12 protein-coding genes are annotated in these 17445 nt (G+C 57.9%); 9 read left to right on the forward strand and 3 right to left on the reverse strand.

Annotated elements, in window-relative coordinates:
* Window positions 1–69: 69 nt before the first annotated feature.
* Window positions 70–363, reverse strand: coding sequence for an amino acid transporter (locus D8M23_RS05770; protein WP_126854043.1), 294 nt, complete (start codon window positions 361–363; stop codon window positions 70–72).
* An 81-nt stretch (window positions 364–444) separates the two neighbouring features.
* Window positions 445–4194 carry a transcription-repair coupling factor gene (gene mfd, locus D8M23_RS05775; RefSeq protein ID WP_126854044.1) on the reverse strand — a complete coding sequence of 1250 codons (3750 nt, stop codon included), beginning with the start codon at window positions 4192–4194 and terminating at the stop codon, window positions 445–447.
* A gap of 453 nt (window positions 4195–4647) precedes the next feature.
* Between mfd and D8M23_RS05780 the strand changes: the two genes are divergently transcribed.
* From D8M23_RS05780 to D8M23_RS05820, 9 genes are all read left to right on the forward strand, one after another.
* Entirely contained in the window at window positions 4648–6957 is a 2310-nt protein-coding gene (locus tag D8M23_RS05780; RefSeq protein WP_236588923.1) for a fibrinogen-like YCDxxxxGGGW domain-containing protein, read from the forward strand.
* A gap of 193 nt (window positions 6958–7150) precedes the next feature.
* On the forward strand, window positions 7151–7975 hold the full coding sequence (locus tag D8M23_RS05785; protein WP_126854046.1) for a hypothetical protein: 825 nt from the start codon (window positions 7151–7153) through the stop codon (window positions 7973–7975).
* Between the two features lie 411 nt (window positions 7976–8386).
* Window positions 8387–9166, forward strand: coding sequence for a CDP-alcohol phosphatidyltransferase family protein (locus tag D8M23_RS05790; RefSeq protein ID WP_126854047.1), 780 nt, complete (start codon window positions 8387–8389; stop codon window positions 9164–9166).
* 8 nt (window positions 9167–9174) lie between these two features.
* A complete protein-coding gene (locus D8M23_RS05795) occupies window positions 9175–10110 on the forward strand; it encodes a glycosyltransferase family 2 protein (RefSeq protein WP_006888072.1) in 936 nt (311 codons plus the stop codon).
* Between the two features lie 3 nt (window positions 10111–10113).
* Window positions 10114–11430: an O-antigen ligase family protein gene (locus D8M23_RS05800; protein WP_238693776.1), complete on the forward strand. Its 1317-nt coding sequence runs from the start codon at window positions 10114–10116 to the stop codon at window positions 11428–11430.
* A 56-nt stretch (window positions 11431–11486) separates the two neighbouring features.
* Window positions 11487–14267, forward strand: coding sequence for a Wzz/FepE/Etk N-terminal domain-containing protein (locus tag D8M23_RS05805; protein ID WP_126854441.1), 2781 nt, complete (start codon window positions 11487–11489; stop codon window positions 14265–14267).
* Window positions 14251–14724, forward strand: coding sequence for a UDP-N-acetylglucosamine--LPS N-acetylglucosamine transferase (locus D8M23_RS05810; RefSeq protein ID WP_006888063.1), 474 nt, complete (start codon window positions 14251–14253; stop codon window positions 14722–14724). Before D8M23_RS05805 ends, D8M23_RS05810 begins: the two co-directional genes overlap by 17 nt.
* 207 nt (window positions 14725–14931) lie before the next feature.
* Window positions 14932–15642, forward strand: a complete 711-nt coding sequence (locus D8M23_RS05815; RefSeq protein ID WP_126854048.1) for a glycosyltransferase — start codon at window positions 14932–14934, stop codon at window positions 15640–15642.
* A 199-nt stretch (window positions 15643–15841) separates the two neighbouring features.
* Entirely contained in the window at window positions 15842–16339 is a 498-nt protein-coding gene (locus D8M23_RS05820; RefSeq protein WP_006888039.1) for a DUF2505 domain-containing protein, read from the forward strand.
* A gap of 158 nt (window positions 16340–16497) precedes the next feature.
* Here D8M23_RS05820 and D8M23_RS05825 read toward each other — a convergent pair whose 3' ends face one another.
* Window positions 16498–17019 (reverse strand): adenylyltransferase/cytidyltransferase family protein, encoded by a 522-nt coding sequence (locus D8M23_RS05825; RefSeq protein WP_006888167.1) that lies wholly within the window; start codon window positions 17017–17019, stop codon window positions 16498–16500.
* Between the last annotated feature and the right edge of the window lie 426 nt (window positions 17020–17445).

Genomic DNA, 17445 nt, shown 5'->3' on the forward strand with positions numbered 1-17445 from the left:
GGGTTCCCGCAGCTGCCCGCCCTTTTCTTGTTACCTCAAACATATTCTTTAGCGGGAGAGCTGACCCAACTACCTACCCCGCCGGAACTGTACTGGGCCGCTCATGCCGTATTCTCCTTTCCGCACCTTGGTGCGGTGGGCGAGGAAGAATACCGCCGCGTAGGTACCGCACCCGGCGGCAATTAAAGCAAAAACCGCTACTGCCAGGTACGCCATGAAGGCGTCCTGCCCGAAGAAAGCCCACACGCACGCACCCAACGTCACCAGTACCAGCAGCACAGCGGCGACGATACGCCCTATAAACAGTGCCCAGCCGCCGGGGGTGCGCGGGGTGAGTACCCGGCGAGATAACGGAATCATCACTACCTCTTTCTACGCATTGTCAGCTATGTCTGCGCACCGCCACGCGGGTGGGCGCTGCCAGCACAGCCCGTTTCTTTTACCCTACTCCGGTGCGGAGCGCGATGCACCCGGTACGTCCGCGAAAATCGTGTCGATCAGCTGCTGGCACCATTCAAGCATCGCCGCGTCTACCAGTTCTATGCCGCCCACTGGGCTGCTCTTTGGGCGCGGCAGCAGAGTCAGCCACGTCTGCAGTCCTTTCGGCTGGGTGTGCGAGGATCCCGGGTACACGCGCCCCAGCCGCATCTGCCGTGAATCTGGCAGCTGCTCGTCGGTTACTACGCGTACTTTCGGGCCCATCACCACGATCTCCCGAATACCTGCCGCACGCGCACGCTGGCGCAGCGCCGTCACAGCTAAGAGGTTCTGCACCGGCTCGGGCAGCTCACCGTAACGGTCGGTGAGCTCTTCGCGGGCTTCAGCCATTTTCTGCTCGGTGTCGGCAGCAGCAATCTGCCGGTATGCCTGCAGCCGTAGCCGCTCAGCATCAATATAGGAGTGCGGGATGTGTGCGTTTACCGGAAGATCCACCTTCACTTCAACGTCACGCTCGTCTTTCTCTCCCCTGAAGTCTGCCACGGCTTCCCCCACGAGGCGCAGGTACAGGTCAAACCCCACACCGGCGATATGCCCAGACTGCTCCCCGCCAAGCAGGTTCCCCGCACCGCGAATTTCAAGGTCTTTCATGGCCAGCTGCAAACCCGCGCCTAGCTCGTTATGGGTTGCCACCGCTTTCAGGCGCTCCAGCGCGACCTCCCCCAACGGCTTACCCGGCGGGTACAGGAAATAGGCGTAGGCGCGTTCACGCCCTCGCCCCACACGCCCACGCAGCTGGTGCAGCTGGCTCAGCCCGTAATTCTGGGCGTTATCAACAATGAGGGTGTTTGCGTTCGAAATGTCCAGGCCTGTTTCGACGATTGTGGTGCATACCAGCACATCGAAGCGGCGTTCCCAAAAATCTACAATAATCTGCTCCAGCCGGGCCTCACTCATACGCCCGTGGGCGGTGGCGATGCGCGCCTCCGGCACTAGTTTGGCGAGTTCGGCAGCCACATTATCAATATTTGCCACCCGGTTGTGGACGAAGAACACCTGCCCCTCACGCATCAGTTCCCGGCGGATAGCGGCGGTAATCTGTGCATCGGTACGGGCCCCCACAAAGGTGAGTACCGGGTGCCGCTCCTCCGGGGCCGTTGCCAGAGTCGAGGTCTCCCGAATACCCGTCAGCGACATCTCTAGGGTCCGCGGAATGGGGGTGGCGCTCATTGCCAGCACATCCACATTCGTGCGCATCTGTTTCAGTTTCTCTTTATGTTCCACCCCGAAACGCTGTTCTTCATCAATAATGACCAGGCCCAGGTCCTTAAAACTAATGCTCTCCGAGAGGATACGGTGGGTGCCAATCACCACATCCACCGCGCCGGAGGCTATTTCTTCGGTGATCTGGCGTGATTCCTTCGGTTTCTGGAAACGCGAGAGCACTTTAATTTTGATCGGGAAACCAGAGAACCGTTCGGTGAATGTCTCGTAGTGCTGTTGTGCCAGGAGTGTGGTGGGAACCAGCACCGCCACCTGTTTACCGTCCTGTACGGCTTTAAAAGCGGCACGCACCGCCACCTCGGTCTTACCGAACCCAACGTCGCCGGAGATTAGCCGGTCCATGGGGAGTTCTTTCTCCATGTCAGCCTTTACTTCGTAGATGGCGTTCAGCTGGTCGGGGGTTTCGTTGTAGGGGAATGATTCTTCCAGTTCCCGCTGCCACGGGGTGTCTTCGGTGAAGGCGTGCCCGCGCGAGGCCTGCCGTGCCGAGTACAGTTTAATCAGGTCGGCCGCGATTTCTTTGACGGCCTTGCGCGCGCGGCTTTTTGTTTTCGCCCAGTCGCTGCCGCCCATCTTCGACAGGGTGGGTTTTTCACTGCCCACATAGTGTGAAATCATATCCAGCTGTTCGGAGGGCACGAACAGCCTGTCGGGGGCTCCTCCACGTTTGGAGGGGGCATATTCCAGCACCAGGTATTCGCGCATGGGCACGTTCTGCCCGGCGGCGGGTTTTACCCCCGCCACTGGCCGTGAGGTCATCTCAATGAACCGTCCAATGCCGTGCCGTTCATGCACCACGTAGTCGCCCGGGGTGAGTGAAAGCGGGTCTACCGCGTTGCGGCGCCTGCGGGCTTTGAGTTTTGAACCAGTTACCCCGCGCGGGGCGTAGGTGCCGCGCCTGCCCAGGATTTCACCTTCAGTAAAGACCGCCAACTGTTCCTGAGACAGCAGGAACCCGGCAGACGCAGGGGCCTCACACACCTCAATAATGCCAGGCTCAATTCCCGTATCCAGGGTATCGCGGCGTGATGCCGGCACTTCACTATCGTTAAAGAGCTCAATAAGCCGATCGGTGGAGCCCCGCCCGTTGGTGAGCGCCAGCACCCGCCAGCCGTCTTTGACCAGTGCCCCTACTTCTTCAAGCATCCGCTGCACCGAGCCGGTAAACGATGCAGCCGCAGATGCGCGCACCACCAGGGTGTCTACCCCATCCGCTACGGCGTCTGCGAGCGCACAATGAGCGCCCGTTTTTTCGGTTGCAGTATCGGTTTCCGCAGGGTCATCCGGTACGGATGCGGCAAGCTCGGCGTTGGCGATCAGTTCGGTGATTTCCCACCAGCCGATGCCCGCATCGAGTGCTTCTGTGCGGGTGGCGGTGATGGTGCGGAACCCTGCCTCACTCATGCGCAGCTGCCCAAGGTCGATGGGGGCTGCTGAGTTCTCTTCAGCGGCGGTGTCCCATGCGGCGGTGAGAAATTCTTCGTTGGTTGCTACGAGGTCTTCTGCCCGGGCGGCGATTCGTTCAGGTTCTACACTCAACGCCAGTGAACCGCTCGGGAGGAGAGAGATGAGCGTGTTCATGCGCTCAACCAGTAGTGGGGTGAGGGATTCCATGCCTTCAACGTAGATGCCTCCAGCAATTTTTTCGAGCATGGCGGAGGCGGTCGGGTAGTCCCCGACGAGGCGGGCAGCACGGCTCATGACCTCGGGGGTGATGAGCAGTTCCCGGCAGGGCGGCAGGGTGATGCGGTCAGGCTGGGATCCTTCGCCGGTGAGCGTGCGCTGATCGGCGGCTGAGAAGTAGCGGATCTCATCAAGTTCGTCACCGAAGAATTCCAGGCGCACCGGATTGGTTGCGGTGGGTGAGAAGACGTCAATGATGCCGCCGCGTACCGCGTATTCACCGCGTTTAGCCACAAGGTCTACGCGCGAGTAGGCGGCGTTGGTGAGGCCTTTAATGACTTCTTTGAAGGAGTATTCTTCACCCCTGGTAAGGGTGACGGGCACCAGTTTTTCGATGCCCGCCACGATGGGTTGGATCACGGCGCGTACAGGTGCAACAAGCACGAGCGGGGTGCGTTCCCCTGCCTGTGTGATGGCGCGCAGTACACCGAGACGGCGGCCGACGGTGTCGCTGCGGGGTGAGAGCCGCTCATGGGGCAGAGTTTCCCAGGCGGGCAGGAGCGCGATGTCGTTATCGGGCAGATAGGCGCCGAGGGCGTGGGCAGTATCTTCGGCTTGCCGCTCGGTGGGGGTAATAACGAGAGTCAGGGGCTCTTTGCAGGCTCCCTCGCGGCGGGTGGAGTTACGGATTGCGGCGGCAATGTCTGCGATGAGCGGGGCGTGCAGCCCTGGAACCGCCCCGATGAGGGTCTGGGCGCTGCGTTCGGTAGCGGGCAGCTGCGCGGCGGCAACTACGTTCCGGTAGGAGGGGTACCCCAAGAGCGTCCTGCTCAGGCCGGTTAGTTTCACTGTGGCTCCTTCTACCTTAATGTGATGAGTATCTACGTACTGGCGCGTGCAGAGGGCCCGGCTATAGGGCCTCCCATTATTTTAGTACCAGCACGGGGCGACTAAGCGGTATTTGACGTGGGTTAAGGGGTGTGCGCAGCGGCACTCAGCACCTTTTAGACATATTCCCAGGTTTATGCTGGATGCGGTGTGCTTTTCAGGTAAGCACATAAAAAGTCGCGGATATAACAGTATTTTTCGGCCTATACCCCCGAATATTAAAACCTTTTCGTGGTAACCTTTCACTAACACCGATATATCACTTTTCATATAGCTTCCGGGGGTGAAACCCCAAGGTTTTACCTCCCTTATCTCATACGATAGTGGTTTTATCGAGTGGTACCTCAGTATTCACCACAATCTTTGGCACCCACCGTTGGGGGCCGGTTTTGGAAAGAACATATGAAAAAACCAATGAGAACCACTTCACACAAAACCCGCTGGGCTTCTATAGCCCTAGCCCTAAGCACCGTTTTGACGATGTCTTCCTTCCCGGCGGCTTCAGCTGCCGACACCTCCCACGACGGTACCAGTAGCGATAAAGCGGCAGCTAGTTGCTACGAGGTTAAACAGGTGAATCCCAACGCGAAGTCGGGTGCCTACTGGCTGTACACCCCGCAGATGAGTGCACCCCAGCAGTTCTACTGCGACCAGGAAACTGATGGCGGCGGCTGGGTAATGGTCGGTCGCGGCCGTGAGGGCTGGACCGAATCCTACGGTGGCGTTGGTAACGCTGACCAGCTGCACAAGAATCCCACCGGTTCTGCGGCGTTTAAACCGGTTCAGCTTTCCTCAAATACTGTGGATGCTCTGCTGAACGGCACGAAACCGCAGGATCTTCCCGATGGTATGCGTCTGCGCCGTGCCTACGATCCCAGCGGCACGCAGTGGCAGGAGGTTCGTACCCCGCGCCTGCAGACCGCACAGTGGTCGTGGGCCATGAGCTACGCCCAGCACTGGGGCCCTTTCACCTTCTCGGGTGCGGGCGGCAACAACTCATACACCCCTCGGGATCAGCCGAGCCAGATGGCCCCCGGATACGGCACCTCGGCGGTACGTTTCTTCGCTAACCGCGACCAGGGGTGGCGTATTGGTTTCGCCTATGGTGCTGATGTGACCCGCGGTAATGAGAGCTCCAGCTCGTACATTTACCAGAAGAACGGCAGCTACGGTAATGCGATCCCCTTCACCCAGGTGTATCTGCGCCCTAAACTGACCCAGCGTGATTTGAACTTCGGCCAGGTTGGTGCGGCAGCAAGTAACCGTCGCGCCCTGCCGAACAGCTACTCCATGCCGGTACGTTGGCGCACCAGCGAGCAGACCGCATCCGGTAAGGTGGGCGAGATGAACACCTACGTGCAGGCTATTACTCAGGTGGGTGACACCGTCTTCACCGGCGGCGACTTCGCATATGTTGAGTCTGCCAATGGTGAGCGTGTAAACCAGCAGTACCTTGCTGGTTATAACGTTGATAGCGGCGAGCTGGTACGTTCGTTTGCACCCAAGTTCAACGGCCAGATTAAGGCTATTGAGGCTCTGCCGGGCAACCGCCTGGCCGTGGGTGGCGAATTCACCCAGGTGAACGGGCAGCCCGCTAACCACTTCGTGATCCTGAATGCGACCACCGGCGAGATTGACAAGACCTGGGATATCCAGATCGAACGTCGCAGCTCCGCCGCAGCACAGGTGAAGACCTTGCAGGTGCAGGACGGTTACCTGTACATCGGCGGTAACTTCACCCACGTGAAGGGTAATACGTCTAAGAACGCCGCCTACGCTCGTGGTGGCGCCCGCATTAAGCTCAGCGACGGCTCCGTCGACTGGAAGTGGCGTCCTAAGTTCAACGGCACTGTGAACGGCATTAACGCCGCCGCCGATAACTCGACGGTGCACGCAGCTGGTTACTTCTCCGAGGTGAGCGGTTCCAGCGCTTTCCGGCTTGCAGCCCTGAACGGTGCTGACGCAACCCCCATTAACTGGGAGTGGAAGCCGTCTCTGGAGGCACAGCCCGGTGCCCGCTACATGTGGGGTTTCCAGTTCGATGTTCAGGATACCGGTGCTGATGTGTGGACCGGCGGTACTGAGCACATGATCGCCCAGTACAGCAAGAATGGTTACGCCCGTAAGAGCAGCGCAATTACCCGTGAAGGCGGCGACTTCCAGGATCTGCACCTGAACGGTGATGTGGTCTACGGTGCCTGCCACTGCGGCGACTCCATCTTTGAGGGCTCGCAGAGCTACTACGGCTACTGGCAGGATTACTCTCAGGTGCACAATATCCGCCTCGTAGCTGCTTTCGACCGGGAGAGCGGCAAGATGCTGGGCGAGTTCAACCCCATTCTGAAGGGTGCCCGCGGCTTCGGCGTGTGGGAGTCCTTCGTGGATTCCCGCGGCAACCTGTGGGTTGGCGGCGATATTAACCGCTCCCTGGGCGAGAAAGGCGAGCAGCGTACCGTCGGCTTCGCACGTTACGCACCGCGCGATGTGACTCCTCCCGCAGCCCCTTCGGGCTTGAGGGCACAGCGTTCGGGCAATAACGACAAGCTCAGCTGGTCGGGTGCCGAGCAGGGTGCACGCTACCAGGTGATCCGTAACGGCCGCGTCATTGCGACCGTGACGGGCACCAACTACTCGGTAGCACACCAGGATGGCGCACGTTACTCTGTGCGTGCGGTTGACGCCTCGGATAACTACTCGGCTGGTAGCCCTGAAGCCCGCGTCTAATCAGGGTTCACGCGCCACTGTACGCCGGTAAGATCGCCCCGCCCGTCGCTTTGGCGGGCGGGGTGGTTTTTACCGTCGGCGGCACCCATGCAGCTGTGTTAGGCTGGGGGCATCCGCCGCATAATTTCATACTGTATTCACTCACTAGGCGCCCCGTCAGGGCGTTATCCCAGTCACCGATGTAAGGTTTACTATGCCCACCACAAATCTATCCGCTCGCCGTGCGCTCACCAGCGTGCTTGTATCTGGTTCACTTTTGCTTGCGTTGGCGGCGTGCTCCAACACAGACAATAACAACAATGAGGCGCAGAGCTCTTCGTTCTCAGCCAGTGCCAGTACCTCCTCCAGCTCATCGTCAGCCACTTCAACCTCTCAGAGCCCTTCGCAGTCTCCTACCGAGTCCGCCACTACTACGTCGGCGGAGCCTACCCCGTCGGCAGAGCCGGAAGATAACGGACCCAAGCCAGACGAGAACTATGCAGGCGCTGAGAAGATTAAGGATGCCCCCACCGTTGCGGCTGATTCCCCTGAGGTGAAAGAGCTCGATAATCTGCGTTCCTCCTACGAAAATACCCTCTCGAAGGTAAAACCTGCCCCTGAGCCGCAGCGGCAGCAGGGCGATGAAGAGGGCAGCAATGATGAGAACGGCAAGAAGGAACAGGCCCGCCAGGCCCTTGATGACGACACCATTAAAGCCATTGAAGAGATGTCTACTGGTGCTGCTGCTGGCGAGTACACCTCCTCAGCTGCCGAGCATGCAATGACCGGCACGCACACCGAAGGCACGAGTACTGTGGTGGGTAACCCGCGCATGACCGAAACCACCTACAAGGGTCAGCCTGCACGCCTCTTGGAAGTGTGCGTGGACTCCTCCAACGTGAAAACAGTTGATAAAGACGGCAAGGAGCTTCCTTCCGACAATACGCCTAAACGGTCTCTGAATATTTACACGCTGGTACAGGTGGACGGCAAGTGGAAAATTGCCGAACATGACTGGCCAAATAACGCTAACTGCTAGGTGTTATAACACTGTTGCAGGCGGGTTATACCCCCATTAATGAATGGCTTATAGAGTTCCTTTTATGGAATATCTATAAGCCATTCGTTGTATAGTGAAGTTTTTTGACAACACACTCTCTTGCCGTCAGACGGGGGTAAGGGTAAGGCACTTCCTCAGGCATGTATCAATAACCACAAGACTAATATTTTTACACTCACCCTATCATTTATGTGATTCCGGTTATCTAAGCCTCTTTTCTTTGTTCCACGCGTCCTTTATCTATATAGTTGGATTAGTAGTTTGTGCCTTCCCCGGCCGCACTGTGCTTTTATTATGTGCGTATTAGCGTACCGTTGATGCGCACATAAGGGCGTGCCGTGTGACCGCCCATAGCTACAATGTCACACCGATATAGAGGAACACTTACACATGTCTACGCCGGCTCGCCCTGCAACCAGGCCGGGTTTCAATGAAACCCTCACCGCGCTTGAGCGCGCCCAGAAGCCGGGGCACGGCGTACCCGCCTACACCCGCTGGGTCAATCGCCGCGTTGCTCGTTACTTTGCAGCCGCGGCCGTCGCAATGGGCATTACGCCGAACGGTGTGACGGCTATTAGTGCCGTATGCTCGGCTGCGGGTATTCTCACTCTCCTACTGGCGCCTCCCACAGCGCTAACAGCACTAGCGGTGGCGCTGCTCTTTGCCCTTGGGTACGGCCTGGATTCCGCCGATGGGCAGGTTGCCCGCGTAACCGGGGCGTCCTCCCCCGCCGGGGAATGGCTTGACCATGTGGTTGATTCAATCCGTGTACCCTGCATCCACCTTGCCGCCTTGGTAGGGTTCATTCGTTACCCCCAGCATTTTTCCCTGACCGGAGCTGCCGATGGTTTCCCCTCCGGCTGGAGCCTATGGTGGCTGCCCATGGCGTTCACCGTGCTGACCGCAGGGCATTTCATGAGCCAGATCCTTGCCGAACAGCTGCGGAACAACCGTAAAACTGCTGCCCCTTCAACCGGTGGCACAATGCGTTCTTTCATTAACCTGCACATGGACGCGGGTACCCTCTGCTGGATTTTTATCGTGTGGGGCTTCGGGCCGCTTTTCGTGGTCGTCTACACCCTGCTTTTCGCCGCGAACGCCGCAACCGTGCTGCTCTCAATGCGCCGCAAGTACGTTACTCTCTCAACCCCAACCACACCCGCCCAGTAGGAGTCACTATGCTTCAATTTGAATCCCGCATCCCCTCCGTCAGCGTTGTGATCGCCACCAATGGAAAACGCATGCAAAGCTTACGCACCGCAGTCACCGCAATTCTCGATCAGCAGTACCCGGGCCCCGTTGAGGTGGTGATCGTCTACGACCGTGCCACCCCTGACCCGCTCTCCGATATTGAAATCAGCGAGAATCGGTCACTACGTATCATTGAAAACACACGTACCGGCGGGCTAGCTGGCGCACGCAATAGCGGCATTCTGGAGGCCACAGGAATAATCCTGGGATTCTGTGACGATGACGACACCTGGATGCCGGGCAAACTCACCGAACAGGTGGCATTGTGGCGAGCTAACCCGGATGCGGTGGGTATCTCATCTGGTATTACGGTGCGCTCGGACGGGCGGAACATCGTGCGCCTAGCCCCCGAACGCGCTACTTTCGATGACTTCCTGCGTTCACGGATCACCGAGGTTCACCCCTCCGCAATGCTGTACTCCCGCTCTGACTTGGTGGATGGCCCCGTCGGTCTGGTGGATGAGCAGCTGCCTGCCTCTTACGGGGAAGACTATGACCTGCTGCTGCGCGCTACCAAGCACGGCGATATTCTTTCCGTACCCCAACCGCTGGTTAGGGTGCTGTGGGATCGGCCGTCCTTTTTTGCCGGTCAGTGGCAGTACATTGCTGATGGCCTCACCTACCTGCTGCGTAAGTTCCCTGAATTTGAGCGTTACCCCAAGGGTGTGGCGCGCGTGGCCGGGCAGGTGGCGTTCGCGCACGCAGCGCTGGGCCATAAGAAAGAGGCATTTGCGTTTGCCCGTTCTTCCCTGCACCGCGATAAGACGCAGCTGCGCGCCTGGGCCGCATACCCGGTGGCTCTTGGTGTTGTAAAACCGCAGACCCTGCTGGATGCGGTGCAGAAAACAGGCAGGGGCCTTTAGACCGTGCCCAACACAGTTACGGCCGCCCTGACGATTCTGAAAAAGGCGGACATTGAGACGATGTCCGCTGGGCGTGGCCTACCCAATAACCAGAACGCCCCGGCTCTGCCAGCGTGGCCGCTGCTCACCCTGCTGTATGGGTTCCCAATCATCTGGGCACTTGGGTTGCTGCAGATTGCCCCGATTATCCTTGCCTTTGTGATGCTCGGCTATATGCTGGTGCGCGGGTCGGTACGTATCTACCCTGCCCTGTGGGTGTGGGGTGCTCTCACGTTCTGGGTGGTTGTCTGTGCGGTGTCGCTGGTAGAGCCCACAGACCTTATTGCGTGGGGGTTCCGGTTCTCGGGTGTTTTTTGCGCGGGTGTTTTTACGCTTTACTACTTCAATGCGCGCGCCGCGATCACTCCGGATCGTTTGCTGGGCGGGTTGGTGACTCTCTGGGTCACTCTTGTGATCCTCGGCTGGGGTGGGGTGCTTTTTCCTAATTTTAGGCTGCAAACCCCCATGAGTTTCATCATGCCCGCCTCAATTCTGCAGAACCCTCTGGCGCGTGATTACATGCTTCCCCCACTTGCGGAGGTGCAGCGCCCGTGGGGTGCCCCCGAAGCATATAACCGCCCCTCCGCACCGTTTCCCTACGCGAATAGCTGGGGCCTGGCGTACACACTACTGACCCCAATCATGCTGGCGTACCTGCTGCGTCTGCGGAACCGGTGGGCCCAGGTGGGGCTCGTGGTTGCTTTGCTGCTCTCAACCGTCCCAGCGGTGAAGACCAGTAACCGAGGCATGTTCATTGGTTTAGGAATTGTTGTTGCCTATGTTCTGCTGCGGCAGCTGTTTGCTCGTAACTGGCGTGCTGTGGCATTCGGCGTAGGCATGGCTGCTGTGGGGGTCATTGGGCTTTTTGCTACCGGTACTGTCGCCGAAATTCTAGGCCGCCAAAACTATTCCGACTCCACCGGTGGGCGTGCCGCACTGTATAAATCCACGTGGGAGGCCACCCTGCAATCCCCCATCGTGGGCTACGGCACCCCCCGTATGGAACCCAGTGTGGGGGTTTCGATGGGCACCCAGGGCTACCTGTGGACACTCATGTTCTGCTTTGGCTTTGTGGGCCTGGGCCTGTTCCTTGTTTTCTTATCAAGCGCAGTGTTCTCAGGCCTTCGGGTGAGCACTGCCTCCGGGTACTGGCTTCATGCTGTGCCGGTTAGCTGCTTTGTAGTGCTCATTTTCTACAGTTTTGATATTACTCAGCTGAGCGTACTGCTGCTGAGTTCAGCGCTGTGTGTGCGCTCGAATTATTACGGGGAGGGACTGTGACGGCGACTAAGCCCAAGTCCTTGGCCCGCAGCGGCTCTCTGTCCTCGCTGTGCGTCATGTATGGCGCCGCGATCGCGTTTGGGACGACCCTGGTGGTATCAAACGGTATTGGTCCGGCTGGGGCAGGCGAGTTTTTTCGCCTCATGGCGCTGTTTGCTATTGCTACCTCAACGGCTGTTTTCGGTGCCGACACGGGGCTGGTGCGTACTATCTCGGCGCAGAACGCACTGGGCAGGTACTCCGCTATTCCCCGGCTGATCCGTTACGCGGTGCTGCCGCCTCTGGCGCTGTCGCTGGGCATCACCGCCGTGGCGTGCATCTACTCGGTGGCGGTGCCGATGCCGCACGAGTATGCAGTGGCGCTTCGGATGAGTGCCCTGTTCGTGATCGTCGCGGCCGTGATGTCGGTGTATTTTGGGGCGCTGCGCGGGCTGAACCATGTAGTCACGTTTACCGTCATGCAGAACGTTCTGCTGCCGACCTTACGCTTCGGTGCAATCGCGCTGGTGGTATTCGCCTCGGGGCACCTGCTGGATCTGGTGTTTGCGTGGACCCTTCCGGTGGCGGCTACGGCGCTGCTGACTCTGTGGGTAGTTGAATCCTATATGCCGCGCAGTAAAGATCGTCCGCAGTCTGAGGCTGCCGCAACCACCCCGCAGGAGAGCGCCCACTCATTTTGGACGTTCAGTTCTGCGCGCGGAGTGGCAACCATTGTTGAGACCATCCTCGAATGGATTGACGTACTCACCGTCACCACCGTTCTGGGGCCTGCCGCCGGTGGTGTTTACGGCGCGGTGAACCGGTGTGTACGCGTGGGTACGATGGTTGAGCACACGGGCCGCATCGTTACCGGGCCGTCCATTAGCGCAGCGCTGGCCACCCAGAACATTGATCGGGCGCGGCAGATCTTCCTGGCTACCACCCGCGTACTCACCGCCATTTCCTGGCCGTTTTACCTGACATTGGCGGCGTTTGGCCCCACCCTGCTGGGGTTCTTCGGGAAGGGCTTCGAAGAGGGGGCCGGCATCCTGTGGGTTATCTGCCCCGCAGCAATGCTCTCAATGAGCGCAGGCGGTGTGCAGTCTATTCTGCTGATGAGCGGTAAAAGCCGTTGGCAGCTGCTCAATAAGCTGTCTTCACTGGCGGTGGCGATCATTCTCAACGTTGCGTTGGTTCCGCTCTGGGGCCTGTACGGCGCGGTGACGGCGTGGGCTTCAGCGCTTCTGATTGATACTTTCTTGGCGGGCTACCAGGTGTTTCGCCTGGTGGGCATCCGCACCAGCCTGACGGAGATGGCACCTGCCCTCACCCTAGGGGCTTTGGTGCCGCTGGGATGCTCATTTGTGGTGCTAACGATTGTGGGCCAGGGCCTGTTGGGGCTTGTCCTCTATGTGATATTGTTGGCCCCTTCATACGTCGCGCTTCTGTACTATTTTCGAACCCAGCTGGGCATTGAACGGTTCCTGGCCTCCCGCAAGGGCGGGGGTAAGGGCGCTGGGACGCGTTCCGCGCTGGCACATCAACTATCGATACAGGGAGAGAACACTATGAGTAAACTGTCCGCAACTACGGACGCCCCCGCGGTGTCCCTGCGGGAGCAGCTACACCGGGTGTGGCGCCACAAGATGATTGTGATTATCACCATTGTGGTCTGCACCCTCATAGCGGTGGCGTTTAGCTTCCTCGCTCCGCCTAAGTACACCGCTAAGTCGAGCGTGCTGGTGAACCCGCTGGTGACCGATCCTGCTGCTGGCGGTAACGCAAATTCTCTGAAGGTGGATATCTCTACCGAGTCCCGCGCAGCTGGGTCGCGTGAGGTGGCTGATAAGGCCGCAGATAATCTGCGGTCTGAGGGCGTTGATAATGACTCCAAGCTTACCGACAAGCTGATGAACTCAACTAAGGTGGTTCCCACCTCGCAGACTGCGGTGCTTGACATTGAGGTGAGCGATTCCAACGCTAAGCGTTCCGCACAGTACGCGAATGCTATCGCCAAGGCCTACCTGGAGGTTCGTCAGAATAACCTGAAGGAAACCATCACCGATAGCGTGAAGAAGCTTGACGCTCAGATTAAGCAGCTTGAAGATGAGGATAAGAATAATAACGGAAACGCGAACTCTGCGAAAATTTCGCAGATGCGGGAGCGTCGTAACCAGATCCAGCTGACCTCCACGGTCGGCGGGCGTGTGCTGACTGAGGCTCAGCCGCCGAAGAAAGCCACCGGGCTGGGGCATCGGAAGACTGCCTTGGCGGGCGTGGGTACGGGTCTGCTGCTGGGCGTACTCATCGCGTACGTGTACGACCGTATGATGCGTACCGTGGGGTACTCAGATCGTTTGAAGGATCTGGGAATTCCGGTGCAAACGGTGCGCCCGCGGTCCTCTGATGAGGATACGCTGCTGCTGATGCGCCGTATCGGATCGCCTGACGGCAACCTGCGGGCTTCTAATATTTCGGGCATTGTGATTGTCTCGGATTCTCCTGCGTTGGCGGATCAGCTGCACCGGCAGCTATACCGTACTATCCCCAGCGGTAAGGCGTACTTTACGGACTACCCGGCTTTGAGCAAGGTGCTTGAGCATTACTCGCCCGAGCAGGTTATTGAGAGTAATGAGATTCCGATGGTCATTAACTTGGCCGACGAGGCGCCCCTGTCTACTTTGCTGCGTTTATCCGAAGCATGCCGCGTGTGCTTAGTGCCGGTGGGTGAGCTGAGCTCCCGGGCACAGGTTCGTGAGCTGTTCTCGCACCTGCGGACCCTGGAAAACACCGTGAGCATCGCCATCTTTATGGACACCGACCCTGAGAAGGAGAAGGTTGATGGAGCGACTGCGTAAGAAGCCCTCGAAGCTGCTGCTTGTTTCCAGCAGCGGTGGGCATCTGAAGCATCTGACGGCCACGTTTGATGCGTGGCAGAACTATGAGCGTGTGTGGGTAAGTTTTAAGCAGCCCGATGTTGAGTCTGCGCTGGCGGAGGAGAAGGTGTACTGGGCCTACTACCCCACCACCCGCAACGTGAAGAATGCCATCCGTAACCTGTTTTTGGCGTTCAAGATTTTCCCCCGGGAGAGGCCCGATGTGGTGGTCTCTGCCGGGGCGGGGGTGGCGGTTCCGTTCTTTGTGGCGGCTAAGCTCTTCCGGGCTAAGACCCTCTACATTGAGTGCTACGACCGCCCCACCCTGCCGACGATGACGGGAAAAATGCTGTACGTGCTCGCGGATGATTTCAATGTTCAAAGCGATGAGCAGCAGAAGAATTTCCCCGATTCACGGGTGATTCACCCGATCTTTTAAGGGGTTGGCGCGTCTCACATGTTGAACCGCCGCTAATCCGCGTCCTCGTTCCTTTTTAGGGGTATATTTAAAGGACGCTACACATATACCGTAGCTGTGGGGTACTTGCCTCACCCGGTTTTATTTTCCGCCTCGGCTAAACCGGCGCATTTTCCGGATGTGCTTGCTGAGTACCCTCACCGATAAAAGCATAGAGAGGAATAGGCTATGTCTATTCACAATTTCCCGGATGTTAGCGTCAACGACGCTAATTCTGGCGTGCCCGTTCTCACACCTAATACAGATCCGGTTAATATTCCCACTAAAACATATGACCTTGTCATCTCTTTAGGTACTGATTACCACAGGTTTGATAGGCTTCTGCGTTGGGTTGATGCGTATCTTAAGGAGAACCCGCATCTTAGCTGCCTGGTGCAGCACGGTCATACCGCACCTATTGAGCGTGGCGAGAATGTAAGGCTCATGCCTGCTGGGGATCTCATGGGCTACTATGCTACGGCTTCTGTGGTGGTTGTTCAGGGCGGCCCCGGTTCGATTCAGGATGCACGCCGTACCGGTGCTATTCCGCTGGTGGTACCACGCCGCGCGGAGTTTGATGAGGTGGTCGATAACCACCAGGTTCCCTTTGCTGATCTGATGGAAAAACGTGGCCACGCGGTGGTGGTCAATAGCCGCGCGGAGCTGTTCGATAAGCTTAATTTGGCGTTGGCTAATCCTTCTCTGTTCCGTTCTGCTGAACCGTATGTTGCTGCCCCTGAGGTCTCAGCTGAGCAGCTTTCTGAGGCTCTTCATGACCTTCTTACGGGTCGTTCGCACCGCACCGAGGGTTATGTGACTCGTTTTAAAAATGCTGCCCGGGCGCATTTTTTGGGTAAACGTGAAATGGCTCGGATTAGCTCTTTAACTCCTAATGCTTAGGATTGTGTTTTTAAGTTCACACCGCCCTGGTTTGCCGTGCCCAAAATAAGCAGTATTCTAAATTTATAGCCTACGAAGCTCACAGGATATTCTCAGCTATTTTTACCGCCGCCGGTCTCTTTTGACTTCCGAGGCGCGGTAGCCTTGTATATGGTTTGTGCGTTTTGGGATAACCCACGCACTGTTGGAAAGGAAAACTATGTCAGTTCAGGAATCCACCGTAGTTAACGTGACCGTTGAGCAGATCGCTACCGCTTACGCGAGCGAGGACTTTGCGCGATTCGTGTGCTCTGAGGTCGGCGTTGAGTTTGAAAGCTTCTCCCTTGAGGGCGACGCTTCCGGTGAGTTCACCGCGACTACTGTGCGCACCATCCCCTCGGACCGTGTGCCCGATATTGCCCGTAAATTTGTGTCCAATGGCGTTAATATGACTCAGGTTGACCGCGTAAGCGCCCCCGCCGCTGATGGTTCCCGTACCGTGGATACCGAGGTGAAGGTGAACGGCATGCCGGTGAACGCTAAGGCTTCGCAGGCGCTGGTATCCCAGGGCGAGCAGACCCGTGTGGATGTGAACGGCGAGGTTTCCTGCTCGATCCCGCTGGTGGGCAAGAAGATTGCTGCTTCCGCTGAGCCGCAGGTTGGCCGCGTGCTGAAGGTGCTGGGCACCTCGGCTGAGAAGTGGACCGCACAGCAGTAACACTAGTTCTGTGACGGTGTTCGGGCGGTTACCGCCCCACATTGGCTTACCCCGTGTAGCACCGTAAAGCGGCAGGTGCACCCCTTGCGTGGTGTACCTGCCGCTTAGTTTTTAGAGAAGCCCTCCCCCCCAACAGGTGAGGGCTTTCAACAGCTGGTCTAGTCGTTCTCCTGAGCGATGAGACCCCTTTTGATGCTGGCCCCGTGCTGCTGTTCGTCGTCCAGCAGGCGCATAATGCGCCCGAGAGCTTCGATTGCGTCGTGTTCTGCCTCCAACAGGTCTACAACTTTACGAAGCTTGGTGCTTGAGGTGTGCTCGGTGTACGGGAAGTAGTGTACGCGCACCCCCACTTCGGCGAAGCGGTTTTCTAAGGCTATGCCTTTTTCGGTGCCTTTCCAGTCGTCGCCTTTGAAGAACACATCAAAGGGCTTCTGAGACCAGGTATGTAGTTTATCCGGGTTAGTCTCAATATGCACCTCGTCCACGTAGCTAATGTGGCTGACGATTTCGGCGCGTTCTTCAATCGGGATGACGGGCCGGCGGCCTTTGGTTTGTTCCAGCACGTCGTCGTGAACCACCCCGGCGATGAGGTGGTCGCAGTTCGCTTTTGCTTGGCGCAGGATGTTCAGGTGGCCGACGTGGAAAAGGTCGTAGGCGCCGGCGGCGTATCCGATGGTCATGGGGTTCTCTCGTGGGTGACTGAATAATGAAATTTTTGGTGGCACCTCTAGCGCTTGTCCGTTCCGCTGTTTCTTGGATGAAAACAAGGGGCATTTAGGGAGGGAAAAGCCGTGATCTGCAGGCACCAGCCTAATTCTAGCACCGCTCAGTTCCGCGGCAGGCTTATCGTGAAAGTCACGCCAATCACCCCGGAAGGATACCCGCTCTTCAGTGGCCTCTGTTAGTCAGCAGTCACAGCACAAGCAGCAGGAAGTGAGGGTAATCTTTTACCGACTCACCTCATAAAAACTAAGAATTATGATAATAATGAAGGGGATAGTGTGAATAACTTCGATATGCAATCGGCATACTATATGCGTGAGAATTTTCCAAAAATCCTTAGGCTATTCTCCCCCAAACGGCATCTTAAAAGTTTTCTCGGATAA

Source organism: Rothia sp. HSID18067, assembly GCF_003989445.1.
Lineage (GTDB): Bacteria > Actinomycetota > Actinomycetes > Actinomycetales > Micrococcaceae > Rothia > Rothia aeria.

Bases quoted from the DNA above. Each gene is read 5' to 3' on its own strand.
- D8M23_RS05790 (WP_126854047.1), top strand. From the start codon at position 8,387: ATGTCTACGCCGGCTCGCCCTGCAACCAGGCCGGGTTTCAATGAAACC.
- D8M23_RS05815 (WP_126854048.1), top strand. From the start codon at position 14,932: ATGTCTATTCACAATTTCCCGGATGTTAGCGTCAACGACGCTAATTCT.
- D8M23_RS05825 (WP_006888167.1), bottom strand. From the start codon at position 17,019: ATGACCATCGGATACGCCGCCGGCGCCTACGACCTTTTCCACGTCGGC.
- D8M23_RS05805 (WP_126854441.1), top strand. From the start codon at position 11,487: ATGTATGGCGCCGCGATCGCGTTTGGGACGACCCTGGTGGTATCAAAC.
- D8M23_RS05785 (WP_126854046.1), top strand. From the start codon at position 7,151: ATGCCCACCACAAATCTATCCGCTCGCCGTGCGCTCACCAGCGTGCTT.
- D8M23_RS05795 (WP_006888072.1), top strand. From the start codon at position 9,175: ATGCTTCAATTTGAATCCCGCATCCCCTCCGTCAGCGTTGTGATCGCC.
- D8M23_RS05780 (WP_236588923.1), top strand. From the start codon at position 4,648: ATGAGAACCACTTCACACAAAACCCGCTGGGCTTCTATAGCCCTAGCC.
- D8M23_RS05810 (WP_006888063.1), top strand. From the start codon at position 14,251: ATGGAGCGACTGCGTAAGAAGCCCTCGAAGCTGCTGCTTGTTTCCAGC.
- D8M23_RS05820 (WP_006888039.1), top strand. From the start codon at position 15,842: ATGTCAGTTCAGGAATCCACCGTAGTTAACGTGACCGTTGAGCAGATC.